The sequence below is a fragment of the Streptomyces sp. CB02923 genome (assembly GCF_001905005.1).
Taxonomy (GTDB): domain Bacteria; phylum Actinomycetota; class Actinomycetes; order Streptomycetales; family Streptomycetaceae; genus Streptomyces.
Genome location: NZ_LWKZ01000028.1, coordinates 86,660 through 100,822 on the forward strand (window position 1 = coordinate 86,660; position 14,163 = coordinate 100,822).

The window sequence follows — 14,163 nt, forward strand, 5'->3', positions numbered from 1 at the left end:
CGCGGCTCCCTTCCCAGACAGCCTCTATTCACCCACTGATGACTCTGCATGACGATATACAGTCGAGCAAGAGGCAGGCCCGCGACGGTCCGGCCGGGGCAGGACACGCCCCGCCCCGCGGCCTCACGCCCGTACCGCCGACCCCCGCTCGCTCAGCCGCGGCGCGCACAGCATCCGCTTGCGCCGTACGCGCCGCCCCTCGATCGCCGCGACGGCCAGCCGCGCCGCCTCCCTGGCGATGCCGGCGAGGCCCCAGTCCAGCGTCGTCAGGGGCGGGGTGAGCACCTGGGAGACGGGATGGTCGTCGAAGCCGACGACCGAGACGTCCCGGCCGACCGTCAGCGACGCCTCGGCCGCCGCCGCGTAGACCCCGTACGCGATCGAGTCGGAGAAGCAGAACACCGCCGTCGAGCGGGTCCGGCCCGCCTCGCCGTCGCACAGCACGCTGCGGGCGACCGCCGTCGCCTCGCCCAGTTCCTGGGCGCACGGCAGCACTTCGGCGGCGATGCCGAGGCGGCCCGCCGCTTCCCGTACGTACACGTCGGCGGGCCGGTCCGGGGTGGAGGGCCCGGTCGGGGTCAGGACCGTGACGCGGCGGTGGCCCAGGCCGGTCAGGTACTCCAGTACGGCGTCGATCCCGGCGCGGTTGTCGAACAGCACCTCGCCCGCCGTACGGGCGCGGCGCAGCGAGTCGCCGATGGACACCACCGGCACCGCCTCGGCGATCTGCGCCCAGCCCGCCGCCGAGGGGTCGACCGGCGAGACCAGCAGGCCGTCCACGCGCTGGTCGCGCAGCTGCTTGGCCAGGGCGAGTTCGCGTTGCGGGTCGCCGCCCGCGTCGAGGATGAGGGCGTAGCGGTCGCCCGCGAGCAGTTCCCGCCCTATCGCCGCCATCAGCTGCTGCTGCCACAGGTCCTGGAGGTCCCCGGCCAGCACACCGACCATGCTCGTACGGCCGCTGGCCAGGGCGCGGGCGATCGGGTCCGCCTCGTAGCCGAGTTCGGCGGCGGCCTTGCGCACCCGTTCCTCGGTCTCCTTGGAGACGTGCGTGCCGCGCAGCGCGTAGGAGACGGCGGCGGTGGAGAGCCCGGTGGCCTCGGCCACCTCGCGGAGGGTGGTGCGCTTACGGGGCCTGGCCATGGCGGAAGCCTACCCAAGGGCCCCCGCCGCGCCCCGCGTGCACGAGGCCGCGTCCGCTGTCGCGCACGCATGCCCGCCCCCGCGGTTCCCTTGACAGCCACCGGAGTTAATCGCTTCACTTAATCGCATAACTGAAGCGGTTAACCTCTTCGATCCGCGCTCGATCCACGGGAGGAATCCCGTGCCCACCGACGTCCATCAGCACTTCTGGCCACCGCTGTTCGCCGATCTGCTGCGCGCCCGCGGCGCACCGCCCCGCCTGGACGGCTGGACGCTGCACCTGCCCGGCGAGCCTGCGTACGCCGTCGGTCCCGCCGACCACGACCTCACCGCCCGCACCGGACTGGCCCGCGCCGACGGGCTCGACCGGGCCCTGATCTCCCTCTCCAGCCCCCTCGGCATCGAGTACCTGCCGCCCGCCGAGGCCGCCCCGCTCCTCGACGCCTTCCACGACGGCGCCCTCGCCCTGCCCGCCCCCTTCGGCGTCTGGGCCTCCCCCTGTCTCACCGGCCCCGGCCCGCGGCTCGTCGAAGACCTGCTGCGCCGCGGCTGCGCCGGTCTCCAACTCCCCGCCACCGCCCTGCTCGACGCCGCGGGCTGGGCCCGCTGCGCCCCGCTCGCCGACGTCGCCGCGCGCCACGGGAAACCCCTGTTCGTCCACCCCGGAGCCGCGGCGCCGGCCCCGTCCGGCGGCCCCGCGTGGTGGCCCGCCCTGGTCCCGTACCTCCAGCAGCTGCACGCCTCCTGGTTCGCGTTCCGCGCCTTCGGCCGCCCCCGCCACCCGGGCCTGCGCGTCTGCTTCGCCGCGCTCGCGGGCCTCGCCCCGCTGCACGGCGAACGGCTGGCCGCGCGCGGCGGCCGGGACCGCGGGCGCGTCGACCCCGCCGTCTACTACGAGACCTCCTCCTACGGCACCCGCGCCGTGGACGCGGTCGTCCGCGCCGTCGGCATCGACGCCGTCGTCAGCGGCAGCGACCGCCCGTACGCCGCCCCGGACCTGCCCGACCTGGGCGCAGCGGCCGTACACGCCCTGCGCACCGCCAACCCCGCCCGCCTCCTCGGCCCGGCGTAAGGAGCCCGCACATGACCCCGGAAGCATCCGCACCACCGGCAGCACCGGCATCGCCCGCACCATCGGCGGCACCGGCATCGTCCACACCATCGAAACCACCGGCATGGTCCGCACCACCGGAATTACCGGCCCCCGCGGCCCCTACGGCACCCGCACCGCCCGGCGTCCCCGAACCCTTCGCCGGCCTCCCCGCCCGCAACCTCGGCAAGCGCGAACTGCGCGCGCTCGTCGACCGGCTGGCCCGCACACCCGGCCTCTGGCGCGGCGAGGTCGCCTTCTCCGACGCCGAGCGGCACTACGCCTCCCTCCACCGCGACACCTATGTCGACATCTGGCTGCTGTGCTGGACCCGGCAGAACGACACCGGCTGGCACGACCACGACCTCTCGTCCGGTGCGGTACGCGTCGTCCAGGGCGTGCTGACCGAGGCCAACCCGCGCATCGGCGGCGCGCACCTGGCCACCGACGTCCACTCCGGCGCCTCCTTCTGCTTCGGCCCGGACCACATCCACCGCCTCACCGGCGCCACCGACGACGCGGTCTCCCTGCACGCCTACTCGCCGCCGCTGTGGCGGCTGGGGCAGTACGCCATCACCGAGGACGGCCTGATGCGCCGGCTGTCCGTCTCGTACGCGGACGAGCTGCGCCCCCTGGAGCCCGCCGCCACCTGAGCGGGGCCCGGCACGGCCGCGTCCGGGGGCGCCCCGGGACCACGTCCGGGGGCACCTGCGGGGCCGCCTCCGGGGCCGCCTCCGGGGCCGCGTCCCGGGCCGGGCCGTGAGCCTCGCCCGCGGCCGTGTCCGGAAGCCCTCGTTCCACCTTTTCCGGTCCGGGGTATTGATTTTTCCATTCACTCGCATCGATCCTGCATGAATTCATACAGCCGAGGTGCGGAAGAGGGCCAGCCGATGGCGGCAGTGGTGGAACAGCGCTCGATCGACGTCGTCCCGGACGACGAACGCCACGGCAGGCCCGTCAGCCAGTTCACCCTCTGGCTCGGCGCGAACCTGCAGATCACCGCCGTCGTCACCGGTGCCCTGGCCGTCGTCTTCGGCGCCAACGCCTTCTGGTCCCTGATCGGCCTGCTGCTCGGCAACCTCCTCGGCGGCGCGGTCATGGCCCTGCACTCCGCCCAGGGACCGCGCCTCGGCCTGCCGCAGATGATCTCCTCGCGGGCCCAGTTCGGGGTCCGCGGCGCGGCGGTGCCGCTGGCGCTGGTCATCGTCATGTACATCGGCTTCTTCGCCAGCGGCACGGTGCTGGCCGGGCAGGCGGTCGGCCAGCTGACGCACCTGGGCGACGCGACGGGCATCGTCGTCTTCGCCGCGATCACCGCCGTCGCCGCCGCCGTCGGCTACCGGCTCATCCACGTCCTGGGCCGGGTCGCGAGCATCGTGTGCGCGCTGACCTTCCTCTACCTCGGCGCCCGCCTGCTGGAGCGCGTCGACCTGGCCGTACTGCTGCACGACCGGTCCTTCTCCTTCCCCCTCTTCCTCCTCGCCGTCTCCCTGTCCGCCTCCTGGCAGCTGGCGTTCGGCCCGTATGTCGCCGACTACTCCCGCTACCTCCCCCGGCACACCTCCACCCGCGCCACCTTCTGGTGGACCCTGTCCGGCTCGGTCCTCGGCTCGCAGTGGTCGATGACCTTCGGCGCGCTCGCCGCCGCCGCGGCCCCCGCCGCGTTCGTCGGCCACGAGGTCTCCTACGTCGTCTCCCTGGGCGGCACCGGCCTGATCGCCTCGGCGCTGTACTTCGTCATCGCCCTCGGCAAGCTGACCATCAACGTCCTGAACACCTACGGCGGCTTCATGTCGCTGGTCACCGGCGTCAGCGGCTTCCGCACCCGGAACACCCTCACACCCCGCGGCCGGGCCGCCTACATCACCGGCATCATGCTCGCGGGCACCGCCGTCGCCCTGCTCGGCAAGGACTCCTTCCTCACCTCGTTCAAGGACTTCCTGCTGTTCCTGCTGACCTTCTTCACCCCGTGGTCGGCGATCAACCTCGTCGACTACTACCTGATCTCCAAGGAGCGGTACGACATCCCGGCGCTCAGCGACCCGGCGGGCCGCTACGGCGCCTGGAACGGCAGGGCGCTGGCGGTGTACGCGGCCGGGGTGCTGGCCCAGTTCCCCTTCCTGGCCACCCACTTCTACACCGGCCCGCTGGTGTCCCCGCTCGGCGGCGCCGACATCTCCTGGCTCGTCGGCCTGGCCGTACCCGCCGCCCTGTACTGGACCGTCACCCGCCGCGACACCGGCCGCATCCCGCCCGCCGCCGTACCGGGCACGGGTTCCTCCCCCGCGAATACGGGGGACAGCCCTACCGCGCGGGCCGCTTCCCGCCCGTAATCTCGGCAGTATGGCTGCCTTTGACCCTGAGCTGAAGAAAGAACTCGACGCGACCCTGCAGACCCGCAAGGAACTGGGGCCGGAGTACGAGTCGGAGCTGGTCGAGTCCTTCCTGGAGAAGCTCGACAAAACCGTCGACCAGCGGGTGCGCCGGCAGTTCGCCGAGCAGCAGATGCAGGTCGCGCGCGGCGCGCAGCCGCCCCGCCGGCGGCCCGCCCCCGGAGGCGGCTTCGGCGAGCGCTACGGCTTCGCCAGCGTCTCCCTGGTCCTGGCGATACCGCTGTCCGCGATCGGCGCGGTCAACGCCGGCCTGGTCGGACTGCTCGTCAGCTGGGCCGGGATCGTCGGCGTCAACGTGGTGCACGCGTCCGGCTTCTTCCGGCGTACGCACGGGGAGCGCACGCCGGAGGGGGACGGGTGGGACTGAGCGGACCGGCGCGCGGGCGCGGGGAGGCCCGGTGCGCGGGGACCGCCGCACCCCGGCCGGGGCCGGGGGCGGGACGACGGCGGTCCCCGCGGGGGACGCGGACCGGCTCGTGGCCGGCCGTCGCGTCCGGGCGATCTGCGGAAGGTCCGGGAGCCGCTCCGGAGGTCCGTATCGCCACCGTCACCACTGTGCCGGACCAGTGTTAAGCCCGTGCTGCGGGCACGTGACGCATACGTACACCTTGCGGCGACCGCCCGTTTCCTGACGGACACTTGACGCCGGCTGTCCTCGGCGCAGCGAACCGTACGGCACGGGCCTCCCTGGTGCCCCCTACGCCTGCTTGGCCTCGCGGGCCAGGAAGGCGAGCAGGTCCTGTCGGCTCACCACGCCCTTCGGCTTGCCCTCGACGAGCACGATCGCCGCGTCCGCCTTCTCCAGGACGGCCATCAGGTCACCGACCGGCTCGCCCGAGCCGACCTGCGGCAGCGGCGGGCACATGTGCTTCTCCAGCGGGTCCGCCAGCGACGCGCGCTGGGCGAACAGCGCGTCGAGCAGCTCACGCTCCACGACCGAGCCGACGACCTCCGCCGCCATCACGTCCGGGTGCCCGGCGCCCGGCTTGACGATCGGCATCTGCGAGACGCCGTACTCGCGCAGCACCTCGATGGCCTCGCCGACCGTCTCCTCCGGGTGCATGTGGACCAGCGAGGGCAGCGCGCCCTCCTTGTGCCGCAGCACGTCGCCGACCCGCGCCGCCGGACCGGCGTCCTCCAGGAAGCCGTAGTCCGCCATCCACTCGTCGTTGAAGATCTTGCTGAGGTACCCGCGCCCGCTGTCCGGCAGCAGGACGACGACCACGTCGTCCGGGCCGAGCCGCTCGGCGACCTCCAGGCCCGCCACGACCGCCATGCCGCAGGAGCCGCCGACGAGCAGGCCCTCCTCCTTGGCCAGGCGCCGGGTCATCTGGAAGGCGTCCTTGTCCGAGACCGGCACGATCTCGTCCGCGACCGTACGGTCGTAGGCGCTCGGCCAGAAGTCCTCACCGACGCCCTCGATCAGGTACGGCCGGCCCGAGCCGCCGCTGTAGACCGAGCCCTCCGGGTCGGCGCCGATGACCTTGACCCGGCCCTCGCCGGCCTCCTTCAGGTACCGGCCGGTGCCGCTGATGGTGCCGCCGGTGCCGACGCCCGCGACGAAATGAGTGATCTTTCCCTCGGTCTGTTCCCACAGCTCGGGACCGGTCGTCTCGTAGTGCGAACGCGGGTTGTTCGGGTTGCTGTACTGGTCCGGCTTCCAGGCGCCCGGCGTCTCACGGACCAGCCGGTCCGAGACGTTGTAGTACGAGTCCGGGTGCTCGGGGTCCACCGCGGTCGGGCAGACCACGACCTCGGCGCCGTACGCCCGCAGTACGTTGATCTTGTCGGTCGACACCTTGTCCGGGCAGACGAAGATGCACTTGTAGCCCTTCTGCTGGGCCACGATCGCCAGGCCCACCCCGGTGTTTCCCGAGGTCGGCTCGACGATGGTGCCGCCCGGCTTCAGCTCGCCGGACTTCTCGGCGGCCTCGATCATCCGTACGGCGATCCGGTCCTTCACGGACCCGCCCGGGTTGAAGTACTCGACCTTCACCAGAACGGTCGCCTGGATCCCCCTGGTGACGTTCCTGAGCTTCACCAGCGGGGTGTTGCCGACGAGCTCGATCATGGATTCGTAAAACTGCACGGTGGTCTCCGCTGTCGGGGGCGCGCTGTCCTGCGCCCATCCGACCAGCCTATTGCCCGCCCCTCATGGAGTCTTCGCGCGTTGCGCGGCCCGCCCGACGGGGCACCACCTTCATGTGGCGCTTCTCGCGACCGCCGCCACGACGTCCCGTCCGAGGCCCTGCGACCCGGCTCCGCCACCGACTCCGGACCCGGCCCGACTCCATCCGCCCGCCACTCCACACCACATTTCGCACACAGTTCCGTACACATTTCCGCACGCACTGCACGGGGAGGTGCCCGGCCTATGCCGATGACGATGTCCAGGGCGAGAGTGGCACGGCGGATCGCCGCCGCCGCAGCGGTGGGCGGTGGCGGGATCGGTCTGCTCGGCGTGGCCGGCGTCGGCCTGCTGCTGACCGAGGTCCGACTCGCCCGCCGTACGGTCGGCGGCTCCAGCGCCGTACCGCCCAGCGCGGACGGCCGCTACGGCTCCGCCTTCGCCCACCGCACCGACCGGCCGCCGCTGCGCCTGAGCTTCCTCGGCGACTCCACGGCCGCCGGCCAGGGCGTCCACCGCCCCCGCCAGACACCGGGCGCGCTGCTCGCCTCCGGCCTCGCCGCCGTCGCGGAGCTGCCCGTCGACCTGCACAACGTGGCACTGCCCGGCGCCCAGTCCGACGACCTCGAACGGCAGGTCACGCGCGCCCTGGAACAGCCGGGCCCGACCCCCGACGTCGCCGTCATCATGATCGGCGCCAACGACGTCACCCACCGGATGCCACCGGCCCGCTCGGTGCGCCTGCTGACCGACGCGGTCCGCCGGCTGCGCGAGGCGGGCTGCGCCGTGGTCGTCGGCACCTGCCCCGACCTGGGCACCATCGAACCCGTCTACCAGCCGCTGCGCTGGGTGGCGCGCCGCCTGTCCCGGCAGCTCGCCGCCGCGCAGACCATAGGGGTGGTGGCGCACGGCGGCCGTACGGTCTCGCTCGGCGCCCTGCTGGGCCCCGAGTTCGAGGCGCACCCCCGGGAACTGTTCGGCCCCGACAACTACCACCCCTCCGCCGAGGGCTACGCCACCGCCGCGATGGCCGTACTGCCCACCCTCTGCGCCGCGCTCGGCCTGTGGCCCGAAGCGGAACACCCGGAGCCGCACCGCCGCGAGGGCATCCTCCCGGTCGCCGAGGCCGCCGCACAGGCCGCGGACGAGGGCGGCACCGAAGTCACCGCCACCCGCGCCCCCTGGGCCCTCCTGAAACACCGCAGGCGGCGCCAGATCCCCACACCGGACCCGACGGAAACCGCAGAGGAGACGATTCCGCCCGGGGGCGCTTCCCAGCGGTAGCTGAGCCGGGGGCAGGTCGAGCGCCGTCAGAACAAACCCGTCCGGGGGCGCCTCCCAGCGGTAGCCGGGGGAGTTTGAGGACGAGCGAAGCGAAAACAAGCCCGCCTGGGGGCACCTCTCAGCGGTAGCTGGGGAGCTTGAGGACGCCCGCCGCAGGCGCAGCGTGCCCGCGGACGCACACCGACCACGCAACCCCCTTCGCAGCAGCCGAGCGCAGCGATAAGCACCCGCTTAGAAAAGAGTCCCGCATCACAACGCCCACCGCGTGACCTCCGCCCTACGGCCGGGTAACTTCCCCCTCAGCCCTGCCGTCCTTCCTCTGGAGCCGTCATGCCCGAAGCCGTGATCGTTTCTGCCGCCCGCACCCCGATCGGCCGCGCCTTCAAGGGTTCCCTGAAGGACGTGCGCCCGGACGACCTGACCGCCGGGATCATCCAGGCCGCGCTCGCCAAGGTCCCCGCCCTGGACCCGCGGGACATCGACGACCTGATGCTCGGCTGCGGCCTGCCCGGTGGCGAGCAGGGCCACAACCTGGGCCGGATCGTCGCCGTACAGATGGGCATGGACCACCTCCCCGGCTGTACGGTCACCCGTTACTGCTCGTCCTCCCTCCAGACGACCCGGATGGCGCTGCACGCCATCAAGGCGGGCGAGGGCGACGTCTTCATCTCGGCCGGCGTCGAGGCCGTCTCGCGCTCCGTGAAGGGCACGTCGGACGGCCTGCCCGAGACCCACAACCCGCTGTTCGCCGACGCGGAGGCGCGTACCGCCGGCCGGGCCGAGCAGGAGGGCGCGGACTGGCACGACCCGCGCGAGGACGGCCTGCTGCCCGACCCGTACATCGCGATGGGGCAGACCGCCGAGAACCTGGCCCGCGCCAAGGGCGTCACCCGCCAGGACATGGACGAGTTCGGCGTACGGTCCCAGAACCTCGCCGAGCAGGCGATCCAGAACGGCTTCTGGGAGCGCGAGATCACGCCGGTGACCACCCCCGACGGCACGGTGGTGGCCAAGGACGACGGCCCGCGCGCGGGCGTCACCCTCGAAGGCGTACAGGGCCTCAAGCCGGTCTTCCGCCCCGACGGCCTGGTGACGGCCGGCAACTGCTGCCCGCTCAACGACGGCGCCGCGGCCCTCGTCGTCATGTCCGACACCAAGGCCCGCGAGCTGGGCCTGACGCCGCTCGCCCGGATCGTCTCCACCGGCGTCAGCGGCCTGTCGCCGGAGATCATGGGGCTCGGCCCGGTCGAGGCGTCCAAGCAGGCCCTGTCGCGTGCGGGCCTGGGGATCTCCGACATCGACCTGGTCGAGATCAACGAGGCGTTCGCCGCCCAGGTGATCCCCTCGTACCGCGACCTCGGCGTCGACCTGGACCGGCTGAACGTCAACGGCGGCGCCATCGCCGTCGGCCACCCCTTCGGGATGACCGGCGCCCGTATCACCACCACCCTGATCAACTCCCTCCAGTGGCACGACAAGCAGTTCGGCCTGGAGACGATGTGCGTGGGCGGCGGCCAGGGCATGGCGATGGTCATCGAGCGCCTGAGCTGACCCCGTGACCGGGCCGGCGCCGTCCACGGCGGACGGCGCCCGCCCGGCGGGTGCGGACGGTCCGCCGGGCGGCGGGCGCGGCCCGCTCTCGCGACCGTGCGTGTCCGCCTGTCCCCCATAGGCGCCACATCCACACCCTGCGTCCCAACTGGCGTACACAGAGCGACCGTCGGTGAGCTGGATCACTGGTTGACAAGATCGCGATCAAATCCCCCCACGATTGTGACCAAACGCCGCTCAAGGCCATGTCTTTGCAGGTCAGCGCCGCATCACCCGAACGCACGAGGCCCAAATCCCTGTCCTTTCAAGGACCTGGGGCACTGGGCCCGGTCGCCGACGACCGGCAGCCTGATGTAGGAAGTCGGGGGACATTCTGCTAATGGGAGTACGTCAGTGAGCGCCATCACTCTTGCCCTGCTGCTGGCCGCGGCCGTCGCCGTGGCCCTGGGAGCGGCCGCCCTGCACACCGCCCACGCGCTGCGCCGCCAGGTCACGGCGCTGCGCGCCGAACTCCTCGCCGCGCACGCCGACGCCCGCACCGAGGCCCGCGCGCGGACCGCCGCCGCGAGCATCCCCGCCGCCCGCACCACCCCGGACGCCGCGCACGCCCTCGCCGACATACGGGCCGCCGTGGCCGACGCCCTGGCCGAGGAGCGCGAGCGCGAACTGGCCGAGGCCCGCGCCTTCTGGGCCGCCCAGGAGGCCCGGGACGCCGCCGACGCTCCCTCCCTGCTGGGCCCGGTGGACGGCGGCGCCGACCACCTCGACCCGCACGAGCGCCTCGACGACACGTACTTCCTGCCCCGGCAGTCGGACCTGGCCGGGCTGGAGCCGCTGCTCGGCCCGGACGCGCTGCACGCCACCGACGGGCCGGGCGCCCTGGAGCCGGTGGAGGCGCTGGAGAGCGAGGCCGCCGAGGAGGCCGAGTCGGCCGAGCTGGCCGCCGCGCGCCGACGGCACCCCTCGCACCCGGACTTCACCCCGTCGCCCGCCGTCGGGGACCACGAGCGCACCGTCAGCCGCCTGGAGGAGCTGGCCCGCGACCGCACCCCGCTCGCGGACGTCCGCCCCGGCCCCCTCGGCACCCTGGACGTGTACGTCTTCACCGACGGCACCACGATCTGCATGACGCCCGGCCACCGCGAGACCGCCGAGCGCGTCGTCGCGGCCCTGCGCGACGGCAGCACACCCGTCCTCCTGGGCGGCTCCGGCATCTCCGGCGCCTACGCCCTGACGTTCTCCTGGGGCCCGGCCGCCTCCGACAGCGTCTACATCCTCGCGGACCGCGTCATCGCGTCCCTCTGAGGAGCCCCCGCCCGGAAGCAGCCGGGGGCCTCGGAAACAGCCGGTACACCGCCTCGGAACAGCCGCACGCCGGAGGCCTCGGAAACAGCCGCACGCCGGAGGCCTCAGCAGCGCGCCGCGGCCCCCCGCACCAGCTCCACCGCCGCCGCGAGGTCCCGCTCGCCGCCCGTGGAGCGCACCGCCTCCACCAAGTCGTGCCCGGCCACCGCCACTTGGTCACCGACCGCGAACATCCCGGCGTCCGGGATCTCCCGCGCCTCCCGTCCCGGCTCCTCGATGCACTGCGCACGGGTCGCCAACTCGCGGGCAAGCGTCAGCGCTTCGGCTGCCGAACCGCGCGCCAGGGTGCTCTGCGGCAGCGCCCGCAGGCGGTCGGCGAGGGCGTCCACGGCACTCTGCAAAGGCGTCACGTCAAGCACGGACCGAGCTTATGCGCCACTCCCGGGTGGTTGCCAACACCCCAACGGTCAGGCACGGTGGGCTGAAGGACCAGCATCGAACGCGTCCGGAGGCGCCGATGTCTCAACTCTTCTCCGAAGAGACCCACCGGAACCTGCTCTCCCGCATCCCCCACTGCACCGGCCGTGAAGTCTCCGACTGGCTTCGCACGGTAGATGAAGGCCCCGCTCTCTTCCGCTTCGAGGAGAAGGTCAGCTGGCTCCGGGGCGAGCACAACCTCGCTTACGGACACGCCAAGGCAATCGTCCACGAGTACGACCTCAGGCGCGCCGCGCGCAAGCTGTAGCCGTGCCGCCCGGAAGAACGCCGAAGGGCCCGTGGGGAACTCCCCACGGGCCCTTCGTCACGTCACCGCACCGGGCGCCGGCCGCCCGGTGAGCGGCCGGCGCGGCGCCGGGTCTCAGTCCCGCAGGATCGAGATCAGCCGCAGCATCTCCATGTAGATCCACGCCAGCGTCACGGTCAGGCCGAACGCGGCCAGCCAGGACTCCTCGCGCGGAGCGCCGTACGCGATGCCGTCCTCGACCTGCTTGAAGTCCAGGGCCAGGCACAGCGCGCCGAGCACGACGCCGACGACACCGAAGAGGATGCCCATGCCGCCGCTGCGGAAGCCGAGGCCGTCACCGCCGCCGAAGGCCATGAACAGCACGTTGACGAACGACAGCAGCACGAAGCCGAGCAGCGCGATCATCAGGTAGCGCGTGAAGCGGGCGGTGACCCGCACGATGCGGGTCTTGTAGGCGACGAGCATGGCGACGAAGACCGCCATCGTGCCCATCACCGCCTGCATCGGCGCGCCGCTGAGCTTCGGGATGTCGTTGATCGCGCCGCTGAGCGCCCCGAGGAACAGGCCCTCGAAGGCGGCGTACGTCAGGATCAGGGCGGGCGAGGGCTTGCGCTTGAAGGACTGGACCAGCGCCAGCACCATCGCGACCAGCCCGGCGCCGCCGGCGAAGCCGAGGCTCTGGGTCAGGAAGATCCAGCCGACAGCCGCACCGGCGATCACGGTGCCGAGCGTCATGCCGGTGCGCAGCACGACGTCGTCCATCGTCATCGGGCGGGTCTGCGGCGCGTACTGCGGGGCCTGGGTGCCCTGCGCGGCGTCCTGGCCGTACGGGTTGCCACCCTGGGCGTACGGGTTCGTTCCGGCGTAAGGGTTCGCTGCGGGGCCCCCGGCCTGCGGCGGCGCGTTGAAGCCCGCGTAGCCGTTGTTGTCGCGGCTGAACCCCCGTCGCGAGAAGACCGGGTTGCTGCTCCTCATCTCACTCCTCCATGGCCGCCGTGCGCGGCCTTCCCACCAGGGTAATGGCTTGGCAAAAGCACGTTCTAGTTCTTGAGCAGGATCTTCACCGCAACTTCGGGTGATCAACCCCGCACGGGGACGATTCCCTCGGTCCGATCACGCCTGTAGGACGTACGGGAGGCCGGGAAGGTGCCCGGACGGCGCTGAGGGACCGTACGCGGGCGGCGCACGGTCCCTCAACGGGTTTCGGCGGCCGGTGGCCGGCCGTCAACGGGTCACTCGTTGTTGACACCGTTCTGGGAGAGCAGCGGCAGCTTGTCGACGAGGTGCGACAGCGGCTCGTCCTCCTTGCCCTGGGTCGAGTTCTCGACGCACTGCTGCTTCTGCGGCGAGGACAGGATGTCCTGCGCGATGCCGACGTTGACCAGCGCGATGATCGACTGCAGGTTGGCGTCGACCGGAATGCCGATGCACAGCTTGTTCAGCGAGTCGCCGATGAGCGTGGCGTCCGGGCTCATGTCGCCCTCGGTGCCGCCGTTGCCGAAGGCCTGCGCCGCGTGATTTCCGTTGGCCGTCGCCGTACCGCGGTCGTCACCCACCGCCATGGCCTGCGGAGCCGCAGCCGCGGAGATACCGATCAGAGACGCAGCAACCGCCACGCTCGCCATCATCTTGTTCATCTCGAAACCCCTTCAGGAAATGAACTCCCATGACGAAGGGAGCCCTGTAAGCAACAACCCGTCACAGCTGAGAAAGTTGCGCATCATCACCCGAACAGATCGACATTCCAGATCCCGGCACCGTTATTCCACTCTTCCGGGTCGGCTGCCGGGCAGATGTCCTGGGGACGCTTCTTCCGGTCCGCCGAATAGCGAAAGGACAAGGAGTCCGGCATGGTCGCTCCCATGGACGCGATGCGCGTGAAAGAGGAAATCGTGGACGCGGTGCGCCGCGGTGACGACGTGGGGGTCGACGCGCTGCTGGGCCGCTTTGCGCGGGTCGCCGATTTCGAGGCGCTGATGAGCCTGCGCAGAGCCTTGCTGGAAAGGCCGCAGGAGCCGGCCTGACGGGGGGGGGACCGGCCGCGAAAGGGCCCGCGGCGCCGGACGACGGCACCGCAGGCCCTGGCCCCGGTCAGACAGCTGCGGCGTCCGTCACTGGTTGTTGTTGCCGTTGGCGGACAGCACCGGCAGCTTGTCGATGAGGTGCGACAGCGGCTCGTCGCCCTTGACCTGGGTGGAGTTCTCCACACACTGCTGCATCTGCGGCGAGGAGAGCACGTCCTGCAGGATGCCGACGTTGACCAGCGCGACGATCGACTGCAGGTTGGCCTTGGCCGGCAGGGCGATGCAGGGCTTGTTGAAGGAGCCCTGGATGAGCGCGAACTGCGGGCTCATGTTCCCCGCGGTGGCGAAGTTGCCGTAGGTCTGGGCCGCACCGTTGCCGTTGACCGTGCTGACCCCACGGTCGTCACCGACGGCCGCCGCCTGTGGGGCGGCGGCGGCCGCGATACCGACAAAGGAAGCAGCCGTGGCCGCTGTGGCCAGCGCCTTCTTGATCATGTTTGATC

The 14,163-nt window shown here is 72.1% G+C and carries 15 protein-coding genes; 9 read left to right on the forward strand and 6 right to left on the reverse strand.

The window, feature by feature from the left end:
• Window positions 1-123: 123 nt before the first annotated feature.
• A complete protein-coding gene (locus A6A06_RS38455) occupies window positions 124-1,140 on the reverse strand; it encodes a LacI family DNA-binding transcriptional regulator (protein ID WP_073768555.1) in 1,017 nt (338 codons plus the stop codon).
• Between the two features lie 181 nt (window positions 1,141-1,321).
• Between A6A06_RS38455 and A6A06_RS38460 the strand changes: the two genes are divergently transcribed.
• The 4 genes from A6A06_RS38460 (at window position 1,322) to A6A06_RS38475 (ending at window position 4,990) form a co-directional block, all read left to right on the forward strand.
• Window positions 1,322-2,212: an amidohydrolase family protein gene (locus A6A06_RS38460; protein ID WP_073768557.1), complete on the forward strand. Its 891-nt coding sequence runs from the start codon at window positions 1,322-1,324 to the stop codon at window positions 2,210-2,212.
• Between the two features lie 11 nt (window positions 2,213-2,223).
• On the forward strand, window positions 2,224-2,883 hold the full coding sequence (locus tag A6A06_RS38465; RefSeq protein ID WP_079194643.1) for a cysteine dioxygenase: 660 nt from the start codon (window positions 2,224-2,226) through the stop codon (window positions 2,881-2,883).
• A 237-nt stretch (window positions 2,884-3,120) separates the two neighbouring features.
• Window positions 3,121-4,563, forward strand: a complete 1,443-nt coding sequence (locus A6A06_RS38470; protein WP_073768559.1) for a purine-cytosine permease family protein — start codon at window positions 3,121-3,123, stop codon at window positions 4,561-4,563.
• Window positions 4,564-4,573: 10 nt separating this feature from the next.
• Window positions 4,574-4,990 (forward strand): hypothetical protein, encoded by a 417-nt coding sequence (locus tag A6A06_RS38475; protein ID WP_073768561.1) that lies wholly within the window; start codon window positions 4,574-4,576, stop codon window positions 4,988-4,990.
• A gap of 330 nt (window positions 4,991-5,320) precedes the next feature.
• Here the strand turns inward: A6A06_RS38475 and A6A06_RS38480 are convergent, their stop codons facing one another.
• Complete coding sequence (locus A6A06_RS38480) at window positions 5,321-6,712, reverse strand: cystathionine beta-synthase (RefSeq protein ID WP_073768563.1); 1,392 nt, start codon at window positions 6,710-6,712, stop codon at window positions 5,321-5,323.
• 297 nt (window positions 6,713-7,009) lie between these two features.
• Between A6A06_RS38480 and A6A06_RS38485 the strand changes: the two genes are divergently transcribed.
• The 3 genes from A6A06_RS38485 to A6A06_RS38495 all read left to right on the forward strand — a co-directional run bounded on the left by A6A06_RS38485 (window position 7,010) and on the right by A6A06_RS38495 (window position 10,891).
• Entirely contained in the window at window positions 7,010-8,035 is a 1,026-nt protein-coding gene (locus A6A06_RS38485) for an SGNH/GDSL hydrolase family protein (protein WP_079194656.1), read from the forward strand.
• Window positions 8,036-8,365: 330 nt separating this feature from the next.
• Window positions 8,366-9,586 (forward strand): acetyl-CoA C-acetyltransferase, encoded by a 1,221-nt coding sequence (locus A6A06_RS38490; protein WP_073768567.1) that lies wholly within the window; start codon window positions 8,366-8,368, stop codon window positions 9,584-9,586.
• 393 nt (window positions 9,587-9,979) lie between these two features.
• Window positions 9,980-10,891, forward strand: coding sequence for a hypothetical protein (locus A6A06_RS38495; protein ID WP_073768569.1), 912 nt, complete (start codon window positions 9,980-9,982; stop codon window positions 10,889-10,891).
• Window positions 10,892-10,995: 104 nt separating this feature from the next.
• Here A6A06_RS38495 and A6A06_RS38500 read toward each other — a convergent pair whose 3' ends face one another.
• A complete protein-coding gene (locus tag A6A06_RS38500) occupies window positions 10,996-11,310 on the reverse strand; it encodes a hypothetical protein (RefSeq protein ID WP_073768571.1) in 315 nt (104 codons plus the stop codon).
• A 98-nt stretch (window positions 11,311-11,408) separates the two neighbouring features.
• Between A6A06_RS38500 and A6A06_RS38505 the strand changes: the two genes are divergently transcribed.
• Entirely contained in the window at window positions 11,409-11,636 is a 228-nt protein-coding gene (locus A6A06_RS38505; protein WP_003984087.1) for a DUF4287 domain-containing protein, read from the forward strand.
• 114 nt (window positions 11,637-11,750) lie between these two features.
• Here the strand turns inward: A6A06_RS38505 and A6A06_RS38510 are convergent, their stop codons facing one another.
• Window positions 11,751-12,611, reverse strand: a complete 861-nt coding sequence (locus A6A06_RS38510; RefSeq protein ID WP_073768573.1) for a Bax inhibitor-1/YccA family protein — start codon at window positions 12,609-12,611, stop codon at window positions 11,751-11,753.
• A gap of 257 nt (window positions 12,612-12,868) precedes the next feature.
• Window positions 12,869-13,273 (reverse strand): rodlin, encoded by a 405-nt coding sequence (locus A6A06_RS38515; RefSeq protein ID WP_073768575.1) that lies wholly within the window; start codon window positions 13,271-13,273, stop codon window positions 12,869-12,871.
• A gap of 213 nt (window positions 13,274-13,486) precedes the next feature.
• Here A6A06_RS38515 and A6A06_RS42415 point away from each other — a divergent pair, with 213 nt between their 5' ends.
• Entirely contained in the window at window positions 13,487-13,660 is a 174-nt protein-coding gene (locus A6A06_RS42415; RefSeq protein WP_199931420.1) for a hypothetical protein, read from the forward strand.
• Window positions 13,661-13,747: 87 nt separating this feature from the next.
• Here A6A06_RS42415 and A6A06_RS38520 read toward each other — a convergent pair whose 3' ends face one another.
• The gene (locus tag A6A06_RS38520; RefSeq protein WP_073768577.1) at window positions 13,748-14,155 is read right to left on the reverse strand and encodes a rodlin; all 408 of its coding nucleotides are present in this window, start codon (window positions 14,153-14,155) and stop codon (window positions 13,748-13,750) included.
• Window positions 14,156-14,163: the final 8 nt, after the last annotated feature.

Excerpts from the sequence above, each read along its gene's own strand:
- A6A06_RS38455 (WP_073768555.1), bottom strand. The coding sequence starts at position 1,140 with ATGGCCAGGCCCCGTAAGCGCACCACCCTCCGCGAGGTGGCCGAGGCC.
- A6A06_RS38465 (WP_079194643.1), top strand. The coding sequence starts at position 2,224 with ATGACCCCGGAAGCATCCGCACCACCGGCAGCACCGGCATCGCCCGCA.
- A6A06_RS38470 (WP_073768559.1), top strand. The coding sequence starts at position 3,121 with ATGGCGGCAGTGGTGGAACAGCGCTCGATCGACGTCGTCCCGGACGAC.
- A6A06_RS38475 (WP_073768561.1), top strand. The coding sequence starts at position 4,574 with ATGGCTGCCTTTGACCCTGAGCTGAAGAAAGAACTCGACGCGACCCTG.
- A6A06_RS38485 (WP_079194656.1), top strand. The coding sequence starts at position 7,010 with ATGTCCAGGGCGAGAGTGGCACGGCGGATCGCCGCCGCCGCAGCGGTG.
- A6A06_RS38490 (WP_073768567.1), top strand. The coding sequence starts at position 8,366 with ATGCCCGAAGCCGTGATCGTTTCTGCCGCCCGCACCCCGATCGGCCGC.
- A6A06_RS38505 (WP_003984087.1), top strand. The coding sequence starts at position 11,409 with ATGTCTCAACTCTTCTCCGAAGAGACCCACCGGAACCTGCTCTCCCGC.
- A6A06_RS38510 (WP_073768573.1), bottom strand. The coding sequence starts at position 12,611 with ATGAGGAGCAGCAACCCGGTCTTCTCGCGACGGGGGTTCAGCCGCGAC.
- A6A06_RS38515 (WP_073768575.1), bottom strand. The coding sequence starts at position 13,273 with ATGAACAAGATGATGGCGAGCGTGGCGGTTGCTGCGTCTCTGATCGGT.
- A6A06_RS42415 (WP_199931420.1), top strand. The coding sequence starts at position 13,487 with ATGGTCGCTCCCATGGACGCGATGCGCGTGAAAGAGGAAATCGTGGAC.
- A6A06_RS38520 (WP_073768577.1), bottom strand. The coding sequence starts at position 14,155 with ATGATCAAGAAGGCGCTGGCCACAGCGGCCACGGCTGCTTCCTTTGTC.